This window comes from Candidatus Kryptonium sp. (assembly GCA_025060635.1).
GTDB lineage: Bacteria > Bacteroidota > Ignavibacteria > Kryptoniales > Kryptoniaceae > Kryptonium.
Genome location: JANXBN010000001.1, coordinates 1 through 19241 on the forward strand (window position 1 = coordinate 1; position 19241 = coordinate 19241).

15 protein-coding genes and 1 rRNA gene are annotated in these 19241 nt (G+C 37.5%); 13 read left to right on the forward strand and 3 right to left on the reverse strand.

Going from position 1 to position 19241, the window contains the following annotated elements:
- Positions 1 to 325 (reverse strand): 16S ribosomal RNA (locus NZ923_00005); the annotation flags it as partial.
- Positions 326 to 654: 329 nt separating this feature from the next.
- On the opposite strand from NZ923_00005, the gene glgP reads away from it, so the two are divergent.
- Genes glgP through NZ923_00035 form a run of 6 tightly spaced genes read left to right on the forward strand, consistent with a single transcriptional unit; the run spans position 655 to position 7799 of the window.
- Entirely contained in the window at positions 655 to 2775 is a 2121-nt protein-coding gene (glgP, locus tag NZ923_00010; protein MCS7228399.1) for an alpha-glucan family phosphorylase, read from the forward strand.
- Between the two features lie 53 nt (positions 2776 to 2828).
- Complete coding sequence (locus NZ923_00015) at positions 2829 to 3320, forward strand: single-stranded DNA-binding protein (protein ID MCS7228400.1); 492 nt, start codon at positions 2829 to 2831, stop codon at positions 3318 to 3320.
- Positions 3321 to 3341: 21 nt separating this feature from the next.
- Entirely contained in the window at positions 3342 to 4625 is a 1284-nt protein-coding gene (locus NZ923_00020; GenBank protein MCS7228401.1) for a hemolysin family protein, read from the forward strand.
- Entirely contained in the window at positions 4622 to 5053 is a 432-nt protein-coding gene (mce, locus tag NZ923_00025) for a methylmalonyl-CoA epimerase (GenBank protein MCS7228402.1), read from the forward strand. The genes NZ923_00020 and mce overlap by 4 nt, the downstream gene beginning before the upstream one ends.
- Positions 5034 to 6863, forward strand: coding sequence for an excinuclease ABC subunit UvrC (gene uvrC / locus NZ923_00030; protein ID MCS7228403.1), 1830 nt, complete (start codon positions 5034 to 5036; stop codon positions 6861 to 6863). The genes mce and uvrC overlap by 20 nt, the downstream gene beginning before the upstream one ends.
- Before the next feature lie 9 nt (positions 6864 to 6872).
- Complete coding sequence (locus NZ923_00035) at positions 6873 to 7799, forward strand: hypothetical protein (protein MCS7228404.1); 927 nt, start codon at positions 6873 to 6875, stop codon at positions 7797 to 7799.
- 28 nt (positions 7800 to 7827) lie between these two features.
- Here the strand turns inward: NZ923_00035 and NZ923_00040 are convergent, their stop codons facing one another.
- The gene (locus tag NZ923_00040; protein ID MCS7228405.1) at positions 7828 to 8088 is read right to left on the reverse strand and encodes a hypothetical protein; all 261 of its coding nucleotides are present in this window, start codon (positions 8086 to 8088) and stop codon (positions 7828 to 7830) included.
- A gap of 56 nt (positions 8089 to 8144) precedes the next feature.
- Between NZ923_00040 and NZ923_00045 the strand changes: the two genes are divergently transcribed.
- The 7 genes from NZ923_00045 to NZ923_00075 all read left to right on the forward strand — a co-directional run bounded on the left by NZ923_00045 (position 8145) and on the right by NZ923_00075 (position 18418).
- Positions 8145 to 8846 carry a DUF4159 domain-containing protein gene (locus tag NZ923_00045; GenBank protein ID MCS7228406.1) on the forward strand — a complete coding sequence of 234 codons (702 nt, stop codon included), beginning with the start codon at positions 8145 to 8147 and terminating at the stop codon, positions 8844 to 8846.
- 13 nt (positions 8847 to 8859) lie between these two features.
- Complete coding sequence (locus NZ923_00050; GenBank protein ID MCS7228407.1) at positions 8860 to 12237, forward strand: hypothetical protein; 3378 nt, start codon at positions 8860 to 8862, stop codon at positions 12235 to 12237.
- Positions 12238 to 12453: 216 nt separating this feature from the next.
- Complete coding sequence (locus NZ923_00055; protein MCS7228408.1) at positions 12454 to 13017, forward strand: 2-oxoacid:acceptor oxidoreductase family protein; 564 nt, start codon at positions 12454 to 12456, stop codon at positions 13015 to 13017.
- A complete protein-coding gene (gene porD / locus NZ923_00060) occupies positions 13014 to 13304 on the forward strand; it encodes a pyruvate synthase subunit PorD (protein ID MCS7228409.1) in 291 nt (96 codons plus the stop codon). Before NZ923_00055 ends, porD begins: the two co-directional genes overlap by 4 nt.
- 28 nt (positions 13305 to 13332) lie before the next feature.
- Entirely contained in the window at positions 13333 to 14559 is a 1227-nt protein-coding gene (gene porA / locus NZ923_00065; protein MCS7228410.1) for a pyruvate ferredoxin oxidoreductase, read from the forward strand.
- A 15-nt stretch (positions 14560 to 14574) separates the two neighbouring features.
- The gene (gene porB / locus NZ923_00070) at positions 14575 to 15495 is read left to right on the forward strand and encodes a pyruvate synthase subunit PorB (protein MCS7228411.1); all 921 of its coding nucleotides are present in this window, start codon (positions 14575 to 14577) and stop codon (positions 15493 to 15495) included.
- A 181-nt stretch (positions 15496 to 15676) separates the two neighbouring features.
- A complete protein-coding gene (locus NZ923_00075; protein MCS7228412.1) occupies positions 15677 to 18418 on the forward strand; it encodes a TonB-dependent receptor in 2742 nt (913 codons plus the stop codon).
- Positions 18419 to 18456: 38 nt separating this feature from the next.
- On the opposite strand, the gene NZ923_00080 is transcribed toward NZ923_00075, so the two are convergent.
- The gene (locus tag NZ923_00080; GenBank protein ID MCS7228413.1) at positions 18457 to 19194 is read right to left on the reverse strand and encodes a hypothetical protein; all 738 of its coding nucleotides are present in this window, start codon (positions 19192 to 19194) and stop codon (positions 18457 to 18459) included.
- Between the last annotated feature and the right edge of the window lie 47 nt (positions 19195 to 19241).

Below are 19241 nucleotides of genomic sequence, written 5' to 3' on the forward strand. Positions count from 1 at the left end.
TGGCCGGCCGTCCTCTCAGACCGGCTACCGATCATCGCCTTGGTGGGCCATTACCCCACCAACTACCTGATAGGACGCAGGCCCATCCACAGGCGGTAGCCCCTGTAAGAGCCACCTTTAATCCCAGCATCATGCGACACCGGGACATCATCCGGTATTAGCACCGATTTCTCGGTGTTATCCCGAACCTGTGGGTAGGTTACCTACGCGTTACTCACCCGTGCGCCGGTCCACGATGTGTATTGCTACACACCGTGTCCCTGACTTGCATGTGTTAGGCACGCCGCCAGCGTTCGCCCTGAGCCACCATCAAACTCTCCGTTGTAAATAAAATTTACAACCGAGAGTCCTGCGGCTCTAATTCATAGAGCCACAAGGGTGAAACTCTGCTAAACTGACCTTAGCTCTGTGCACGCCCTTTTCCAAAGAACACTCTCAAACTTCAGGCAAATATAAATATAATAAATTTTTTCGTCTTTGTCAAGTTTCTCAAACCTGAATCTCTAAAACATCTCTAAAGGCAACCTTAAATATAAATCAAAAAAATCAAAAAGTCAAATTTCGCACAGAACACCAAAATTGCTTTTATAAAACCATTTTTTTATTTTTCGTAAAGCTTTACCAAAACAAAATACAAACAACCGCATCAACACTATGAGCATAAATGAAATCGTCAACGAACTATATGAACTCGCTTGCAACTTATGGTGGACCTACAACCCAAAAGCTCAAAAAATTTTTGAAACGCTCTCACCCCTAACTTGGAAAACCTCAAACCACAATGCTATACAAACCTTAAAGTCAATCTCAAAAGATGAACTCAAAGCAAGATTAGCAAATCCAAACTTCCTAACAGAAGTAGAGAATATACTAAACGAATTCAAAGAATATCTCAACACAAGAAAAAAACTTTCACAAGAAAAATTTCCAGAATTTATAAACAAACCTGTTGCCTACTTTACAGCTGAGTTCGGACTTCACGAATGTTTACCAATTTACTCAGGAGGACTCGGAATTCTATCAGGCGACCACGCAAAGTCAGCAAGCGATATCGGATTGCCTTTCGTCGGCATAAGCTTGTTCTACCGACATGGATATTTTGATCAAAAAATTTCTGAAAACGGATGGCAAATTGAAGAATATAATCCAGTACAACCAAACCTACTACCTATAAAACTTGTCCTAAACAAAAACAACGAACCATTAAAAATCAAACTCAACATCGCACACACGGAAATTTCCGTCCAAGCTTGGGAAATAAATGTAGGAATTTCAAAAATTTACCTACTTGACACAAATCTCCCAGAAAATGACTTTCACTTCAGAGATATAACAAGCAGAGTTTACGGCGGAGATTCAACAACACGAATCTTTCAAGAAATCATTCTCGGCATCGGAGGAGTTAGATTTTTAAAAGCACTTGGCATTGAACCATCCGTATATCATCTAAACGAAGGACATAGCGCATTTCTAACACTTGAACTTCTACGAGAAGAAATCAACAAAGGTAAATCCAAAGAAGAAGCTGAAAGAGCAGTAAAAGAAAAATGTATCTTCACAACTCACACACCTGTCCCAGCTGGACACGATAGATTCACACCAGATCTAATAGAATATGCATTGAGCGAATTTATAAAATCACTCGGATTTTCTATGAAAGAATTTCTCGCATATGGAAGAATCCATCCAGACAACGATCAAGAACCATTCTGTATGACCGTTCTCGCATTGAAATTATCAAGAAACGCAAACGCTGTCAGCGAACTTAACGGAATTGTGAGCAGAAAAATGTGGCAACCGCTTTTTAAAAGCAAATCCGAAAAAGATGTACCAATTGATCATATAACTAACGGAATACACACATTAACATGGCTTAACAGAATTACCTTTGAATTCTGGCGCCGAAAACTCGGAGAAAAATGGTACGAAGAAATTGAAAACCCTAACCTATGGCAAAGCGTCCTTGATGAGAAATTTATCACTGATGAAGAAATATGGGCTATCAGATACGAATTAAGAAGAAACTTAATTGAATTTGTTAGAGAAAAAATCTCCGCTCAACTTTCAAGAATGGGACTTGACTCGAGAATTAACATAAACACGATCCTGTCACCCGATGCACTAACGATCGGTTTTTCAAGAAGATTCGCAACATACAAAAGAGCACCTTTAATTTTTTATGACATGGAAAGAGCGAAAAGAATTTTCAACAACAAAGACAAACCAATTCAAATAATTTTCTCAGGAAAAGCTCATCCAAGAGATGACGCCGGAAAAGAATTCTTGCAAAAAATTGTCCAGATCTCAAAATTACCCGAATTTTACGGCAAAGTTATATTCCTTGAAAATTACGACATGAACATAGCAAGATATCTCGTCTCCGGTTGTGATCTTTGGCTGAATAATCCAAGAAGACCTCTTGAGGCAAGCGGAACAAGCGGGCAAAAAATAATTCTTAATTTCGGGCTCAATTTTAGCGTACTTGATGGATGGTGGCGCGAAGCATATAACGGAAAAAACGGATGGGCTATAGGAAAAGATGAATCGCTTGAAGACCCCAATATCCAAGATAAACTTGACGCAGAATCACTATATCAAACGCTTGAAAATGAAATTATACCAACCTTTTACAATCGTGATGCAAATGGAATTCCCAAAGAATGGATCAAGCGAATAAGGCATTCAATCGCAACCATAACTTACTTTTTTAATACGAACAGAATGGTCCGGGAATACGCAGAAAAATACTATAAATTACCCGCTTTTGCTTATTAGCAATTTATTCAGTATCTTAAGCCATAGATTTCAAACAATTTAGAAAATTTGCCATGGCACGAAGTTTAAATAAAGTTATGCTAATTGGACATCTCGGCGCCGATCCAGAATTAAGATATACCCCAAGCGGTGTCCCAGTTGCTACATTCAGAATTGCAACAAATGAAACATGGCGTGATGCCGACGGGAACTTGCAAGAGCGAACCGAATGGCATACAATAGTCGTATGGAGAAAGCTCGCGGAATTGACAAATGATTTATTAAAGAAAGGAAGCAGAGTTTATGTTGAAGGTCGCATTCAAAGCAGAACTTACGAAGATAAAAACGGAATAAGACGAACTGTAACAGAAATCGTAGCTGATGATATAATTCTGCTTGATTCAAAAACATCTTCTGACTCAAGTTTACAAGCACAACAAAGGGCATCTGCAGTACAAGATACTTCCGAAAATATAACAAACGATGAATTTAAAAGCTCTATTATTCCGCCTGAAATTTTATCCGATGATGAAACTTCACAAAAAGATGATGACTTACCATTTTAATAAAACCCTCATTTGATCCTTATGATGATTTACGATGCGCTTGCTTCTCTGCTTGCCGTTCTGGTGTTATTGATCTTTTCAGGGCTCGTATCCGCATCAGAAGTTTCGCTTTTTTCTCTTCCTTCGGAAACGATAAGAAAATTTGCCAAAAGCAAATCAAAAATTCATAAACTCGCCGCAAAACTCCTTGAAAATCCACAACGACTTCTTGTGACAATTCTGATCTCAAATAACTTTATAAACATCGGAATTGCCCTTCTCTCAACGCTCTTCACATTACGATTAAGTTATGCACTTAACATAAATCCTGAATACGCCCTCTCAGTTAGCATAATACTTACAACCACCCTCGTTCTTTTATTTGGGGAAATTTTTCCAAAATTATTTTCAGCGCAAAACCCGGAAAAAGTGGCGCTTATCGTCTCACCAGTTATAAATTTCTTCTCAATACTTTTCTATCCACTCGTTGAGATCTTCTTAATCATCACAAACGCATTCAAGCGAAAAATTCCAGTTTCAAAATCAAACCTACTGATTGAAGAAATAAAACCTCTAATTGAACTCGGAGGAAAATACGGAATCATAAGAAAAGAGGAAGAGGAAATAATAAAAAACCTGCTTCAATTCCCGACAAAAACAGTCAAAGATGTGATGACATCAAGAGTTGATATGGTCTCAATAGAAATTAACACTGACCTGAACCAGATAATCAAAACTATAAAGGAATCCGGCTTCTCACGCCTCCCAGTGTATCAAGAACAAATTGACAACATAGTTGGAATACTTTACGCAAAAGATATAATTCAATTCATAAGAAACAAAACCGCACGAAAAAAATTTGATATAAAAAAGTTTCTAAGGGAACCGATCTTCGTCCCAGAGACAATGAAGCTGGAAACACTACTTCAAGAATTCAAACAGAAAAAAATGCACATAGCCATAGTCGTTGATGAATTCGGCGGAACCGCAGGACTTGTGACATTGCAGGACATTATAACTGAAATTTTCGGAGAGATAGAAAGAGAAAAAACCGAAGAAAAACACTTTGAAAAGATAAGCGAAAATGAATTTCTACTTGATGCTGGACTTACAATTGAAGAAGTAAACGAACTTCTTGGAATAAATTTGGAAACAACGAAAAGCGACTACGACACCATCGGTGGATTCATACTTGATATAACTGGGAAGATTCCAAAGGAAAAAGATGTTATAAATTATGAAAACCTCCGTTTCACAATTGAAAAAGTTGAAAGCAGAAGAATCAAAAAAGTCAGAATACAAAAACTAAAGGAGCAGGAAAAATGATTAAAAAAATATCACATGTCGCAATCGCAGTTAAAAATCTTGAAGAGGCAATAAGCACATTCTCAAAACTTACTGGGATTGAAAATTATCACATTGAAACAGTTGAAGAACAAAAAGTCCGAGTGGCGATCTTTAAAGTCGGAGAATCAAGGATTGAACTAACAGAACCGACATCACCTGATTCACCAGTTGCAAAATTTATTGAAAAAAGAGGCGAGGGAATCCACCACATAGCTTTTGAAGTTGATGATATTGAAAAAGAGCTTGAAAGAGTCAAAGAAAAAAACTTTCAACTCGTTGATTCAACCCCAAGATACGGCGCAAACAATTGTTTGATAGCATTTATTCATCCGAAATCTGTAAACGGTGTACTGGTTGAACTAACACAGGAGATGTCGGAAAACAAAGATGAGAACAAACGAACTTGAAATAAAAATCCAAAATCTCCCACAACTTCCAGGCGTTTATCAATTTAAAGATGCTAACGGAAAAGTAATCTATGTAGGCAAGGCGAAAAACTTAAAAAACAGAGTGAAAAGTTATTTCGTTAAGTCACAGCCATTTAATCCTAAACTTTCAGCGCTCGTTTCAAAGATCCACGATGTTGATGTTATAGTCACACCTTCTGAAGTGGAAGCCTTAATTCTTGAAGCAAACTTGATAAAGAAGCTCAAACCACGATACAATGTAAGTTTGAAAGATGATAAAAGTTTCCCATACATCGTCGTAACTAACGAACCATTCCCGCGCGTCTTTTCAACAAGAAAAATAAAAATGGACGGCTCGCGCTATTTCGGTCCATATACTGACGCTTATTCACTAAAACAAACATTGAAGCTCATAAGAGACATTTTCATGGTGCGAAGTTGTAAATACCATATTGACGATGATGCGATTCAAAAGAAAAAAATTAAAGTTTGCCTTGACTATCACATAAAAAAATGCGGCGGTCCATGCGAAGGTCTTGTCTCAAAAGAAGAATACAATAAAATGATAGATCAAGTCGTTCAACTTCTTAACGGAAAAATTGACGACCTTGTTGAATCTTTGAAAAAACAGATGGAAAAACTTGCAGAGGAGTTAAAATTTGAGGAAGCAGCAATTTTAAGAGATAAAATTAAAGCACTTGAAATTTACACAGCAAAACAAAGCGTTGTGAGCGTTGAACCAATTGACAGAGATATCTTTGCAGTCGCTTATGAAGATGAAGACGCCTGCGGAGTGTTGTTTAAAGTTAGAGATGGGAAACTTATCGGTAGCCAGCAATTTTTCATGACGGGAGTTGCTTACAAAGAAGAGAAAGAAATACTTGAAACACTGCTAACTCAGTATTACCTAAACTCTGAATATATCCCATCGGAAATTTTGATCCCACAGCAGATTGAAGATCCTCACTCAATAGAGAAATGGCTCTCCGAGAGAAAGAAATCAAATGTAAAGTTAAAAACACCAGAAAACGAGGATGAATCGCGACTTATTTCAATGTGCAAGGTCAACGCAAAGTATCACCTTGACGAATACAGAATTCAAAAGATGAAATCTAAAGAAGAATTCGCTCCCAATGTTTTGAGGTCTTTGCAAAAAGAATTGCACCTTGATAGATTGCCTAAACGAATTGAATGTTTTGATATCTCAAACATTCAAGGTTCAGACATCGTTGCGTCCGTGGTCGTCTTTGAAAATGGGAAACCCAAGAAAAGTGAATATAGAAAGTTTAAAATAAGAAGCGTATCAGGCAAGCCAGATGATTTCGCAAGCATGGAAGAAGTAATTGAAAGAAGATATTCACGGCTTCTGAACGAAGGTGGAAAAATGCCCGATTTAATTGTAATTGATGGTGGCAAAGGTCAACTATCATCAGCAATTAAATCACTTGAAAAACTTGGGATTAAAAATCAACCGATAATAGCGCTTGCAAAAAAATTTGAAGAAATTTACTTTCCGAACATTGACCTTCCGCAGTCATTACCCAAGTCATCCCCTGCTTTACATCTGCTTCAAAGAATAAGAAATGAAGCTCATCGCTTCGCAATTACATTCCATCGGGAAGTCAGGGCAAAACGCACTTTCTCAACCCAGCTTCTTGAAGTTAAAGGAATTGGCGAAAAAAGAGCGAAACTTCTGCTTTCAAAATTTGGATCAATTGAAGGAATTAAACAAGCACCAGTTGAAGAACTTGAAAAAATTCTTGGCAAGACGGTCGCACAAAATTTGAAGGAATTTCTCTCAAAACAATAATCAAGCAAAATGACAGAAATTCAAAAAAGCATAATCAAAACGCTGACTTATTTTTCAATTTTCAAACATCCACTAAAAATAGATGAGCTTCACAGATACCTACTTTTCCAACGCTGTGCGATTGATGATCTTAAAAAGGAAGCGAACGAACTAAAAGATATTGGCAAAATTTTTGAGATAGAGAACTTCTACCTGATTGAAAATGACAAAAACTGGATACTAAACAGATACCACGGCGAAAAACTTGCATCAAAGTTTTGGAAAATCGCACAACTTATGGCTCATCTAATGAAAAGATTTCCATTTGTAAGAGGAATTTTTATCTCTGGCTCCCTTGCGAAATGGAATGTCACAATTCACACAGACATTGACTTTTTCATAATAACAAAACCCAGACGCTTATGGATGACAAGAAGCGCGTTGATAGCATTTAAAAAGATCTTCCTTTTCAACAGCAAAAAGTTTTTCTGTTTAAATTATTTCATCACCGATGACCACCTTGAAATTGAAGACAAGAACATATTCACCGCTATTGAAATTGCTTCTATCAAGCCGATATTTAATTTTGATCTTTACTTGAAATTTCTTGAAGCGAATTCTTGGATAAAAAACTTCGTTCCAAATTTCGTTCCAGCTCAATTACCAAACTTGATTTCAAAGCGATTTCCAGTTTCAAAACTTATTTTAGAAAAACTTGTTGAAATCTCATTTAACAAAAATACAAGCTCGCTTGATGACTTTGACTTGTTTTTAATGAACAAATGGGAAAAAATTTGGCAAAAGAGATATCCACACTTAACAAATGAAGAAAGAGATTTGATGTTTAGGTGCAGACCCTATGTCTCAAAAGCGCATCCAAATAATTTTCAAAACTTCGTTCTCACAAATTACGAAGAAAAATTGAAGATATTTCTGAACGATTCAGCACATAGTTAAACACATTAACAAGCAGATCTATAAAAATTTACTTCATCAACATCGTCTTCTTCACATCCACAAACTTTCCTGCTCTCATAACACAATAATAAACACCACTTGAAAAGTTTGAAGCATTAAACCTATTATACACATGCCATCCTGGTTCAAATCCCCTATCCACAGCAACAGCAAGAATTACCGTTATTTTCTTTAGGACATCAAATTCTATGTTTGTCTCCGCTTCCCGTTGATAACTTTGAGATGAGATCCATAAAATATGCCAGCATTTGCTTCGTTTATTTGACAATTCCAATAAACTTTTCTAAATTTTCTTTGAAACATAAAATAAGAGAATTCCCCGAGATGAAAGATAGAGTCGCACAAATTGTCGTAATTTTTTTACTCGCTTTTCTTTTAACGCTTTGTGAAGTAAATCGGTATTCAAAAGCGCAAGAAGCATATCAGCCGAAAAGCGCATTTAAAATTGGACGCCTAAAATATCGGGGCGGTGGAGATTGGTATAACGATCCGTCCGCTGAAATAAATCTTTTGAAATTTATAAAAGAAAACACCAACATTGATGTTATCCCAGTTTACGAGTTCGTTGACATTTCAAGCGATAACATTTTCTCTTATCCTTTCTTGTTTATGACAGGGCATGGAAATATAACCTTCAACGAAGACGAAGCAAAAAGGTTAAGAACATATCTTGAAAATGGTGGATTTCTTTACGCTGATGACGATTACGGAATGGATAAATCATTCAGAAGAGAAATAAAGAAAGTTTTCCCCGATAAAGAACTCGTTGAATTACCATTTTCTTATGGGCTTTTTAATTGCTATTTCAATTTCCCAAATGGAACGCCGAAAACTCACGAACACGACAATAAACCGCCACAAGCCTTTGGTATCTTTCATAACGGACGACTCGTCGTGCTTTACACCTATGAATCAAATCCGAGCGACGGTTGGGCTGACCCAGAGGTTCATCACGACCCAGAGGAAAAAAGACAAGAAGCACTAAAATTTGGGACAAATATAGTTGTTTGGGCTTTGACAAATTAATCTTCACACAAAAATGAGCGAAATTTATTTAAAGATAAAATCAAAGCTTGAGCGCTTAAGAAAATCCCTTGATCTTGAAGAGGCAAAGATAAAATTTTCCCAATGGCTTGCGGTTGCTGTAATTGTTTTAGCCCTGATCGGCATAATTGAAATGGAATTTTACTTTGATTCGCTGATTAGAAAATTTATCTTCTATTCCCTTGGCTTTGCTTTTGTGTTAAGTTTTTCCTTCTATGTCCTGCCACCGATATTAAAACTTTTTGGATTAATAAGATCAAAAAATGACATTGAACTTGCGAAACTCGTATGGATAAAACATCCAGAGGTTGGAGATAAACTTGTCAACGCACTACAAATTTACGAACAAAAACTCGCTTCAAATGTTATATATTCAACCGAATTAATTGACTCAGCGTTTGCACAACTTGCCGAAGATATCTTGAAAATTGATTGGGATAAAGTTGACACTTCAAAATCAAATAGAAAAATTCTAACATCGCTTTCAATTCTGGGGATTCTTGTCTTAGTTCTTACGCTTTTACCTGATTTCAGAAACTCGTTTGTTAGAATTCTAAACTACGACGAAAAATTTCTAAAACCGAGGGATTACATTGTCAAAGTTGAGCCCGGCGATACAACAATCGCAAAAGGTTCAAATGTCAAGATAAAAATTCACACAATCCCACAGAAACCATCCCTTCCCAATCCGTCAGAAATAGAACTTTACCTTGCGCAAGAAGGCGTGAAAAATTTTGAGAGCAAAAAAATCAAATCCGACGCAATTTCAGCTGGTAAATTTGAATATGAACTTTACAATGTGAGAACACCAATCAAGTATTTTGTTAAGGTCAAAGAATTGGAAACGGAAAAATTCAAAATTGAGGTCATTGAGCGACCGATCGTTAAACTTTTAAAAGTTCAACTTTCCTATCCATCATATACAGGGCTTGCGCCAGTTTATCTTGAGGATAACATCGGAGATATCACTGCAATAACTGGGACGATCGCAAAGTTTGAAATTTTATCAAACAAATCGCTTGATTCTGCGAAAATTGTCTTTAACGACGGTTTCACAACAAACCTCAATGTTTCTGGAACAAACGCAACAGGAAATGTCAAATTATTCCGAAGCGGGACATACTACATTGAACTTAAGAGCAAGGACGGCTTAAAAAATGACCAACCCGTTGAATACAAAGTAAACATAATTCAAGACGAATATCCAAAGGTCCAGATATTGAGACCAGAAAAAAGCATTGATATATCAAGGGATATGCAAGTTGGGATATTGGCAAAGATAAGTGATGACTTTGGTTTTACGAAGCTGCGACTTGCATATAGATTGAGCTTCTCAAGATATGTAAAAGCTTGGGATGAGTTTAAATTCATTGAAATACCGATTAACAAAAACAAGAGCGAGCAAGAGGTCCTGTATGTTTGGGATTTATCTGAACTTGAGCTTGCACCAGATGATGTCGTGAGTTTCTACCTTGAGGTATTTGATAATGACATCGTAAGCGGTCCTAAAGCAACGAAGACAGAAATTTACACAATCAGATTTCCATCTTTACACGAGATCTTAGCGCAAGTTGAGCAATCTCATACTGAAGTTTACCAGGATATGAAGGAAGTTTTTGAGATGGCAAAGAAGTTAAGAAGAGAAATGGACGAAATAGAAAAGGATTTGAAAAAAGGCACTTTCAAAGCCGATTGGCAAAGACAACAACAAATCCAAAACATCGCAAAACAATATGAAGAACTTCAAAAGAAAATAAAAGAAACGGGGCAGAAACTTCAAGATTTAATTCAAAGAATGGAAGAAAACAGATTGCTCTCTCCTGAAACGCTTGAAAAATACCTTGAACTTCAACAGTTGCTAAATCAGCTTGACATACCCGAGCTCAGGGAACTGATGAAAAGATTTGAACAAGCTATGCAAAATTTAAGCCCAGATATGATAAGACAAGCACTTGAGAAATTTCAATTTTCAGAGGAAAACTTCAGAAGAAGCATAGAGAGAACTTTGAACCTTCTCAAGAGAATTCAAGTTGAACAAAAGTTAAACGAGATTTTGAGACAGACGGAACAGTTAATTGAAAAGCAAGAAGAATTAAGAAAAAGAACAGCACAGACGAACCCGGAAAATAAATCCCAACTTAAACAGTTAAGCGATGAGCAAAAAGAACTAAGCAAAGAAATAGAAAAGATTGAGGAAAACCTCCAGAGCTTAAAAGAGAGGATGAACGAGTTTAGGAACGAAATGCCTATTGATTCCCTTGAAAAGATTTTAAATGAAATCAAAGAAAGAAAGTTTGGTGAAAAATTTGAAAAGGCGGGGGAAAGAATAATGTCGGGGAGTTTAAAAGAAGCAACGCAAATGCAATTTGAGCTTTCGCAAGGATTAATGCAAATGCAAAGTGATTTACAATCACTCCAACAACAACTGATGCAAAATCAACAACATCAAATAATTTCAAAGATGCAGAAAATTCAAAATGACTTACTTAATCTCTCAAAAGATCAAGAAGAAATAAAACGAGAAACCCAAACTTCTTCACCTGGCTCTCCGAAGCTTCGGGATCTCGCGCGCCGACAAATGGATTTGCTCACTGGGCTTAACTCCGTAACAGCAGAGATGATTGAACTTTCCCAAAAGACCTTCGCTATAACTCCCGACATGGGGCGCGAAATTGGTTCCGCATTGATGAACATGCACAAGGCAATTGAATCTCTCTCTTCAAGAGATAATTCAAACTCATCAAGATTTCAAAGCGAAGCAATGACTTCACTTAACAAAGCGATAATTCAACTGGGAAATGCAATGCAAGCGCTGATGCAAGGTGGAACTGGCGGCGGATTACAATTCTTATTACAGCAATTAAATCAACTTGCGATGCAACAACTTGGCTTAAATCAAGCTACACAAGAATTAATGCAACAACTCTCGCTCCAACAACAAGCCGAAATGGCAAGATTAGCAGCTCAACAGGAACTTATTCGGAAATCGCTACAAGAACTAATGAAAGAAGCAGAACTTTCCGGAAATAGAAGCAGAATACTTGGGGACTTAAACAAAATCGCAGAAGAAATGAAAGAAGTTGTAAGCGACCTTGAATCAGGAAACCTTAACGAGGAAACTTTGAGAAAACAGGATAGAATACTTTCCCGACTCCTTGATGCACAGCGTTCAATTCATGAGCGTGATTTTGAGAAACAGCGTGAATCAAGACCGGGACAAAACATCACAAGACAAAGCCCAGCGGAATTGAAATTTGACGAAGACAAAGAAAAAATCTTCCAAGATCTCCTCAATTCAATTCGCGAGAATTACCACAGAGATTATGAGACATTGATAAAAAAATACTTTGAACTCCTGCGCTCGCTTCAATAACTTAATCAAAATTTGCTCGCTTTTGCTTACCCATTCCAGCTTTCAAATTCGTTTTTCACCCGATTTATGTTTCACTTTTGCCACTACTTGAATTTTTTGAGACAAATTTAAACCCCACCGACTTTAAAAGTGATTGATTTACAATTCATTATTTTTGGCACGATTTTTTATTCACTTATTCTTAAAAACAAAATTGAAGGCAGAGGTTTTTCAGCGATGCTTGAAATAAGATGGCACGGTCGCGGAGGACAAGGAGCGAAAACAGCAGCAATGTTATTTGCAGAAACCGCAATAGAAGAAGGGAAATATGCCCAAGGTTTCCCCGAATATGGACCGGAAAGGATGGGCGCCCCAGTGAAAGGTTTTACAAGAATTGATGACAAACCGATAAGGATTCACAGTGGAATTGAAAATCCACAAGTCGTTGTTGTGCTCGATCAAACTTTGCTTGAGGCAATTGATGTGACTGAAGGAATGCCTGACGATGGAATTTTAATAATAAACACAGAAAAAAGCCCTGAACAAATTCGCAAGATGTTCGGAATAAAAAAGGGAAAGATTTACACCGTAAACGCAACAAAGATCGCCCTTGACACGATAGGAAGACCTATTCCAAATACCGTAATGCTTGGTGCCTTAATAAAAGTCACAGGTGTGCTTGACCTTGACACATTGTTGAAAAACCTAATTAAAAAGTTCAGAAAAAAATTTAACGACAAGCTCGTAGAAGGAAATATTCAAGCAATAAAAAAAGCATTTGAGGAGGTAAAAGGAGAATGAGCGAACTAAAAAAATGGTTTGAACTGCCCGTCGGAGCAGTGATTGATGAGCCGGGAAACGCAATAAGATACAAAACTGGATCTTGGAGAACATTTAAACCAATACTTGATAAATCAAAATGCAATGATTGTTTAATCTGTTGGATTTATTGCCCTGATAATTCAATTATAGTTCAAGACGGAAAACTCGTTGGATTTGACTATGATCATTGTAAAGGTTGCGGAATATGTGCGGAAGTTTGTCCAGATAAAAGCAAAGCAATAACAATGGTTCTTGAACACGATTAATCAAAAAAATTTTTTATGGAGGTAAAAAATGAAAATAATGGCTTTGACAGGAAATGAAGCTGCTGCTGAAGCAATGAGACAAATTAACCCTGATGTTGTCGCTGCTTATCCAATCACACCTCAAACGGAGTTGATGCACAAATTTGCGGAGTTTGTCGCTGATGGTCTTGTTGATACAGAGATGGTCCTTGTTGAGTCAGAACATAGTGCACTAAGTGCAACGGTTGGGGCAAGCGCAGCAGGAGCAAGAGCAATGACGGCAACCAGCGCTCAAGGGCTAGCTTTGATGTGGGAAATTCTTTACATCGCAGCTGGCCTAAGGTTGCCAATAGTTATGCCTGTGATAAACAGAGCTCTTAGCGCACCTATAAACATTCACGGCGATCACTCCGACACGATGGGAGCGAGGGACTCAGGCTGGATTCAAATTTTCTCCGAAAACGCTCAGGAAGTATATGACAACACGATCATAGCAATAAGAATTGCAGAACATCCAGATATCCTTCTACCTGTCATGATAACGATGGATGGTTTCATAATAAGCCATACTATGGAAAGGGTTGAGGTTCTTGATGACGATGTGGTTAAAAACTTCGTTGGTGAATATGATCCAAAATATAAACTTCTTGACATTAAAAATCCAATAACCGTCGGCCCGCTTGATCTGCAGGATTACTACTTTGAACATAAGAGAGCACAAGCCGAGGCGATGGAAAACGCTTACAAACTTATAAAAGAAATAGATGAGGAATACTACAAAATCAGCGGAAGAAGATATAGATATGTTGAACCCTATGAAATTGATGACGCTGAAATTGTTTTGATATCGCTTGGTTCAACTGCTGGGACGATAAAGGAAGTAATTGACGAATTGAGATTAAAAGGTATGAAAGTTGGAGGATTAAAGATACGAGTTTACAGACCATTTCCAAGGGAAGAGATAAAGGAATTTCTATCAAATGCGCTTGTGGTCGGAGTTATGGATAGATCCATTGCTTTCGGAGCCACTTGCGGTCCTGTTTGCCTTGATGTAAAAGCAACTCTACAAGGTACAAAACTTTCAAATCTTCCAATTGTAGATTACATTTACGGACTTGGCGGAAGAGATGTGACCCCGAAAGATATTGAGAAGATATTTGGAGAACTTGAAAGAATTAAAATTTCAGGCGAGGTTCCAAACCTTCCACGCTATATTGGAGTTCGCGGTGAAGAGGATTATCCAGAGCGAAAACCAAAATTCAAGATCAAAAATTAAGTTATGAATTGAGAAATGGCTAACTTAAAAGAACTTGCACAAAGAGAAGCGAAATTTACAGCAGGACATAGAGCATGTGCTGGCTGTTTACCAGCAGTTGCATTAAGACAAGTGACCCTTTCGGTTAATTATCCGTGTGTTGTTGGTTTTGCTACTGGTTGTATGGAGGTTGTTTCAACTATATTTCCTTACACCGCTTGGACTGTTCCATACATCCATGTTGCATTTGAAAATGTCGCTGCCGTTATGAGTGGCGTTGAATCTGCATATAAAGTTCTAAAAAGAAAAGGAAAAGTAAGTGACGATATAAAGGTCATAGCCTTCGCTGGAGATGGTGGAACTTACGATATCGGTTTCCAAGCTCTTTCTGGAATGGTTGAAAGAGGACACGATATTCTTTACATTTGCTACAACAATGAAGCATACATGAATACCGGAATCCAACGCTCAAGCGCAACTCCATTTGGTGCTCAAACTTCAACAACACCTGTGGGTTCGGTTGAGTTCGGCAAGAAACAATTTCCAAAGGATCTAACTCAGATAATGGCTGCACACAATATCCCATATGTAGCTCAAGCATCGGTTCATAACTGGAAAGATTTAAATATGAAAATTGAAAAGGCATTAAATATCAGGGGACCTAAATTTATAAACATACTTGCACCATGCACGCTTGGATGGCGATACCCGGCGGAGAAAGGAATTGAAATAGCCAAACTTGCTGTAGAAACTTGTGTTTGGCCACTTTATGAAGTTGAAAATGGGAAATACAAAATAAACTACAAGCCAAGGGAGAAAAAACCAGTTGTTGAGTGGCTGAAAAGTCAAGGTAGATTTTCACATCTTTTCAAACCTGAAAATCAACATCTCATAGAAGAAATTCAGAAAGAAGTTGACAGAAGATGGACACATCTTCTTGAATTAGCCAGCGCATGATGCCCTCCCTCCTAATTGACCTACGGTCGCCGCTGCCTCCCGGCGACCTTTTTATTTTTTGAATGTTTAGCAAAAATTAAATTTTTTTAATCATCTTTGATCAAGGATTTTTTGCTTGATTTTTCAACGTAAATAACTTACTTTGAAGATGATAACATAAAAACAAAATCCGTTTACTACTATGCGAACTTTTACAACTTTAGTCGCTTTGATTCTGTTTTTTTCCTACCTTATTTTCGCTCAAGGTAGTGGGACTTACACAGCATCTGTTACAGGGAAAATCGTTGATAATGAGGGCAAACCGATTCCAGATGTTGAGGTTATAGCGAAGAATGTTGAAACTGGCTTCATTAGAGGTGCTATAACAACTGCCGCAGGGATTTATAATATCTTATCTGTGCCGCCAGGAACTTACGAAATTAGCGCCCTCCATGTTGCTTATGGGAAACAGACGAAGATAGTTGAATTAGGAGTTGGTGAAAGAGTTACGGTTAATTTCTCTCTCGTCCCAAAAGAAATTCAAGTAGAAGAAGTTGTAGTAGTTGCTGAAGCAAGAGAATATGAGGTCAAAAAGACAGAACTTTCAACACCATTAAGACCTCAACAAATATCTGAGTTACCAATCAACACACGCAATTTCTTGGAACTTACTGCTCTTGTTCCAGGCTTGAAACCAATCGGTGCGACTTTCGGAAGTGGTTCGTTACAACCAACTTGGATTGGATTTTACTTTGAAGGAACAGAGTTCAAAAACGAAATTGTTGAAGGTGGACTCGCAGGACAGTTTTTAAGCGCAGGAAACCCGTTCCCACTTGATGCTGTGAAAGAAGCAAGAGCTATAACCCAGCTTTACAAAGCAGAATATGCAAAAGCTGCAGGCGGTGTTATAACAGCAGTATCAAAAACAGGAACAAATGAATTCCATGGGACAGCTTTCGTTACATATCGCGATAAGTCGTTAAATACCAGAGGACCTTTTGAAACAACCAAGCCTAATTTCAAACGTTTCCAAACAGGTGTTAGTTTAGGTGGACCAATTGTAAGAGACAAACTTCATTTCTTCGTCTCTTATGAGAGGACATCTATTGACAAGTTCGCAACTGTTGTAACTGGTGAACGCTTTGCTCAATATCGCGGAACCTTCAAAGTACCCTTTGCTGGACATGTCGGATTAGCAAGATTGACATTCCAACCAGCAATTAACCATTATTTTGATTTCACCTATTACGGAAGATTTGATAGAGATATCATTGGAGTTGGTGGTTTATCTGCATATGAAAGAGGTAGAATTTTCTATAATAGGGTTTACAACTATGTTTTGAAACATCAGTTCATAATCTCACCAAACTTAATGAACGAAGCGAGAGTTAATTTCCAACGCTACAATTGGGAAATTGCAAATATATCCCCATTCCCGACGCCAGGGAGAGTTTACCCAAGCGCACTTATAGGTGCCTTCTCTCATGCTCCACAAAATTGGTTTCAAGACAGATATGCGTTTTATAACGACATAACATATACAACTGGTAATCATGTGATAAAAGCTGGGATATCTATTCAAAGATTAAGATACGAAGCAAACCAAAAACTTTTCCTGCATCCAATTTTCTATTTCCGAACCGATGCCGATGCTACTCCATATCAAGCGAGAGTTGGAGTAGGTATTCCAACAGTTGAAAAATGGAACACTCAAATAGGCTTGTATCTCCAAGACGACTGGAATGTCACACCATATTTGACCTTGAATATCGGAATAAGATGGGATTATGAGTCAAATATGATTAATAATGATTTTGCTGTTCCAGACACAATTAGGAGAGATTTGATTGGATTTTTCGGCCCCAAATACTTCTCATCAGGCAAAGATAGAAAACCATATTTGAAAGCATTTCAACCAAGATTTGGAATTTCATATGACATTAGCAAAGAAGGTAAAACGGTAATTTTTGGTGGCGCTGGGGTATACTACGACAGACATGTTTGGAATGTTGCCTCTGATGAAATATTGCGATACACTTGGAAAGTATATTACATTGATTTTCCACCAGTACCTTGGGATGACAAATATTACAATAGAGATAGCCTCTTGACTCTGATTGCAAGAGGTAGAGTTCCTTCACCTGAGATATTCCTTATTCCGAATGATTTGAAACCTCCAATGACTATTCAGTTCAGCATTGGCTTGCGTCAAAGATTCGGAGATGTAGTAACAAGTATAAGCTACACTGGTGTTAGAGGATATAATGGAATAACAACTTACAATGCGAACTGGAGAAATAATTTAACAACTAAGTATGGACCGATTCAGGTTTGGACAGATGCTGGGAATTCCTGGTATGATGCGATTTATTTCACATTAGATAAACCATACAAACCTGGATCGTTTGGTCTAAACATCGCTTACACAGTGTCATGGACATATGACGAATTTGATAACACCATATACTATGGCTATACAAACTACACGAATCCGAATATGTTAACCAAAGCTTTCTCAACGCTTGATGAAAGGCATAGAATTTCAATAAACGGTATAATTGGCCTGCCTTTCGGCTTTAAATTAAGTGGATGGGGAACTTTTGCAACTGGAAGACCTTACTTGGTTATCACAGGAAACGATGACAACAGAGACGGAGTTTTAGGTAATGATTATCCAGCTGGTTTAGGAAGAAATGCCGGGAGAGTCCCAGGTCAAAGATTCATTGCAAAATATGTATTTGCCGAAAGAAACTTCAACTTGCGCCTCTCAAAGGACTTTTCATATCGTGGTGTTACATTGACACTTATGGTTGAAGCTTTCAATGTTTTCAACTGGACGAACTTTGGAAGCTATGTTGGTAATATGAGATCGGCGCTGTTCGGTAAGCCAACAACCGCAGGCGCACCAAGACAAGTTCAACTTGGAACAAGGATCAGCTTCTAAAACAAAAAACCCCGGGTCTTCCCGGGGTTTTTAATTTTTTAACTTACCCTATAACCTGTAAGTTCACGTCTTACCCCTCTTTCATTTCCTGATGCAGGTGTCTCATGTTTTATAGGACCGATCCCAGGAGAAAGCCAAATATAATCTCTTGAGCTGGAAGTTTGAACTACAACTCCCCCAACACTTACTGAACTTGTCATAATCGCTTCAAATTTATATGAAACAAATTTACCAGCAGGAGTTTGAACCTCCTCTTTTTTACTTATGTTTCCCGTTATATTTGCTTTTATATTTAGTGGTAGTTGTTGACCTTGGAAGCTAACCATAATAGTCGTGTCAAGGTTTAAAATAGTATAAGGTTCATTCAAATTCCCGCCCGTTTTTATAAATGGAACCCAGCGTTTATATGTAAATCTGATATCTGGAACACTTAAATCAATCCATGCATAAAGATAGTTGCCTTCAAAATAAACGAAAAGCGTATCAATTTCCACTCTTCTATCTGCATATTTAAATGAGTCAATAACAACAAAAGAATTTTTACCTTGAAATTGCTCTTGTCTAACTATCGTTGTTGATGAAGTGAAATCAGTCCCAGAAATTTTAGCTCCAGCGGTGTCAATTTCATAGCCAGAGTAATACCATACGTTTCCAACTCTTAGTGGGAAAAGATTTGATGGGATTGTTTCAATTGGAGCGGTTGTTTCTTTCTTGCAACCCCAGAAAGAAAAAGTTAGCAAAACCAAAATTGATATCATCAAGTTTATTTTCTTCATAATTTCCCCCTTTAAATTAGTTTTTAAAAATAAAAAAGCGGGCTTAA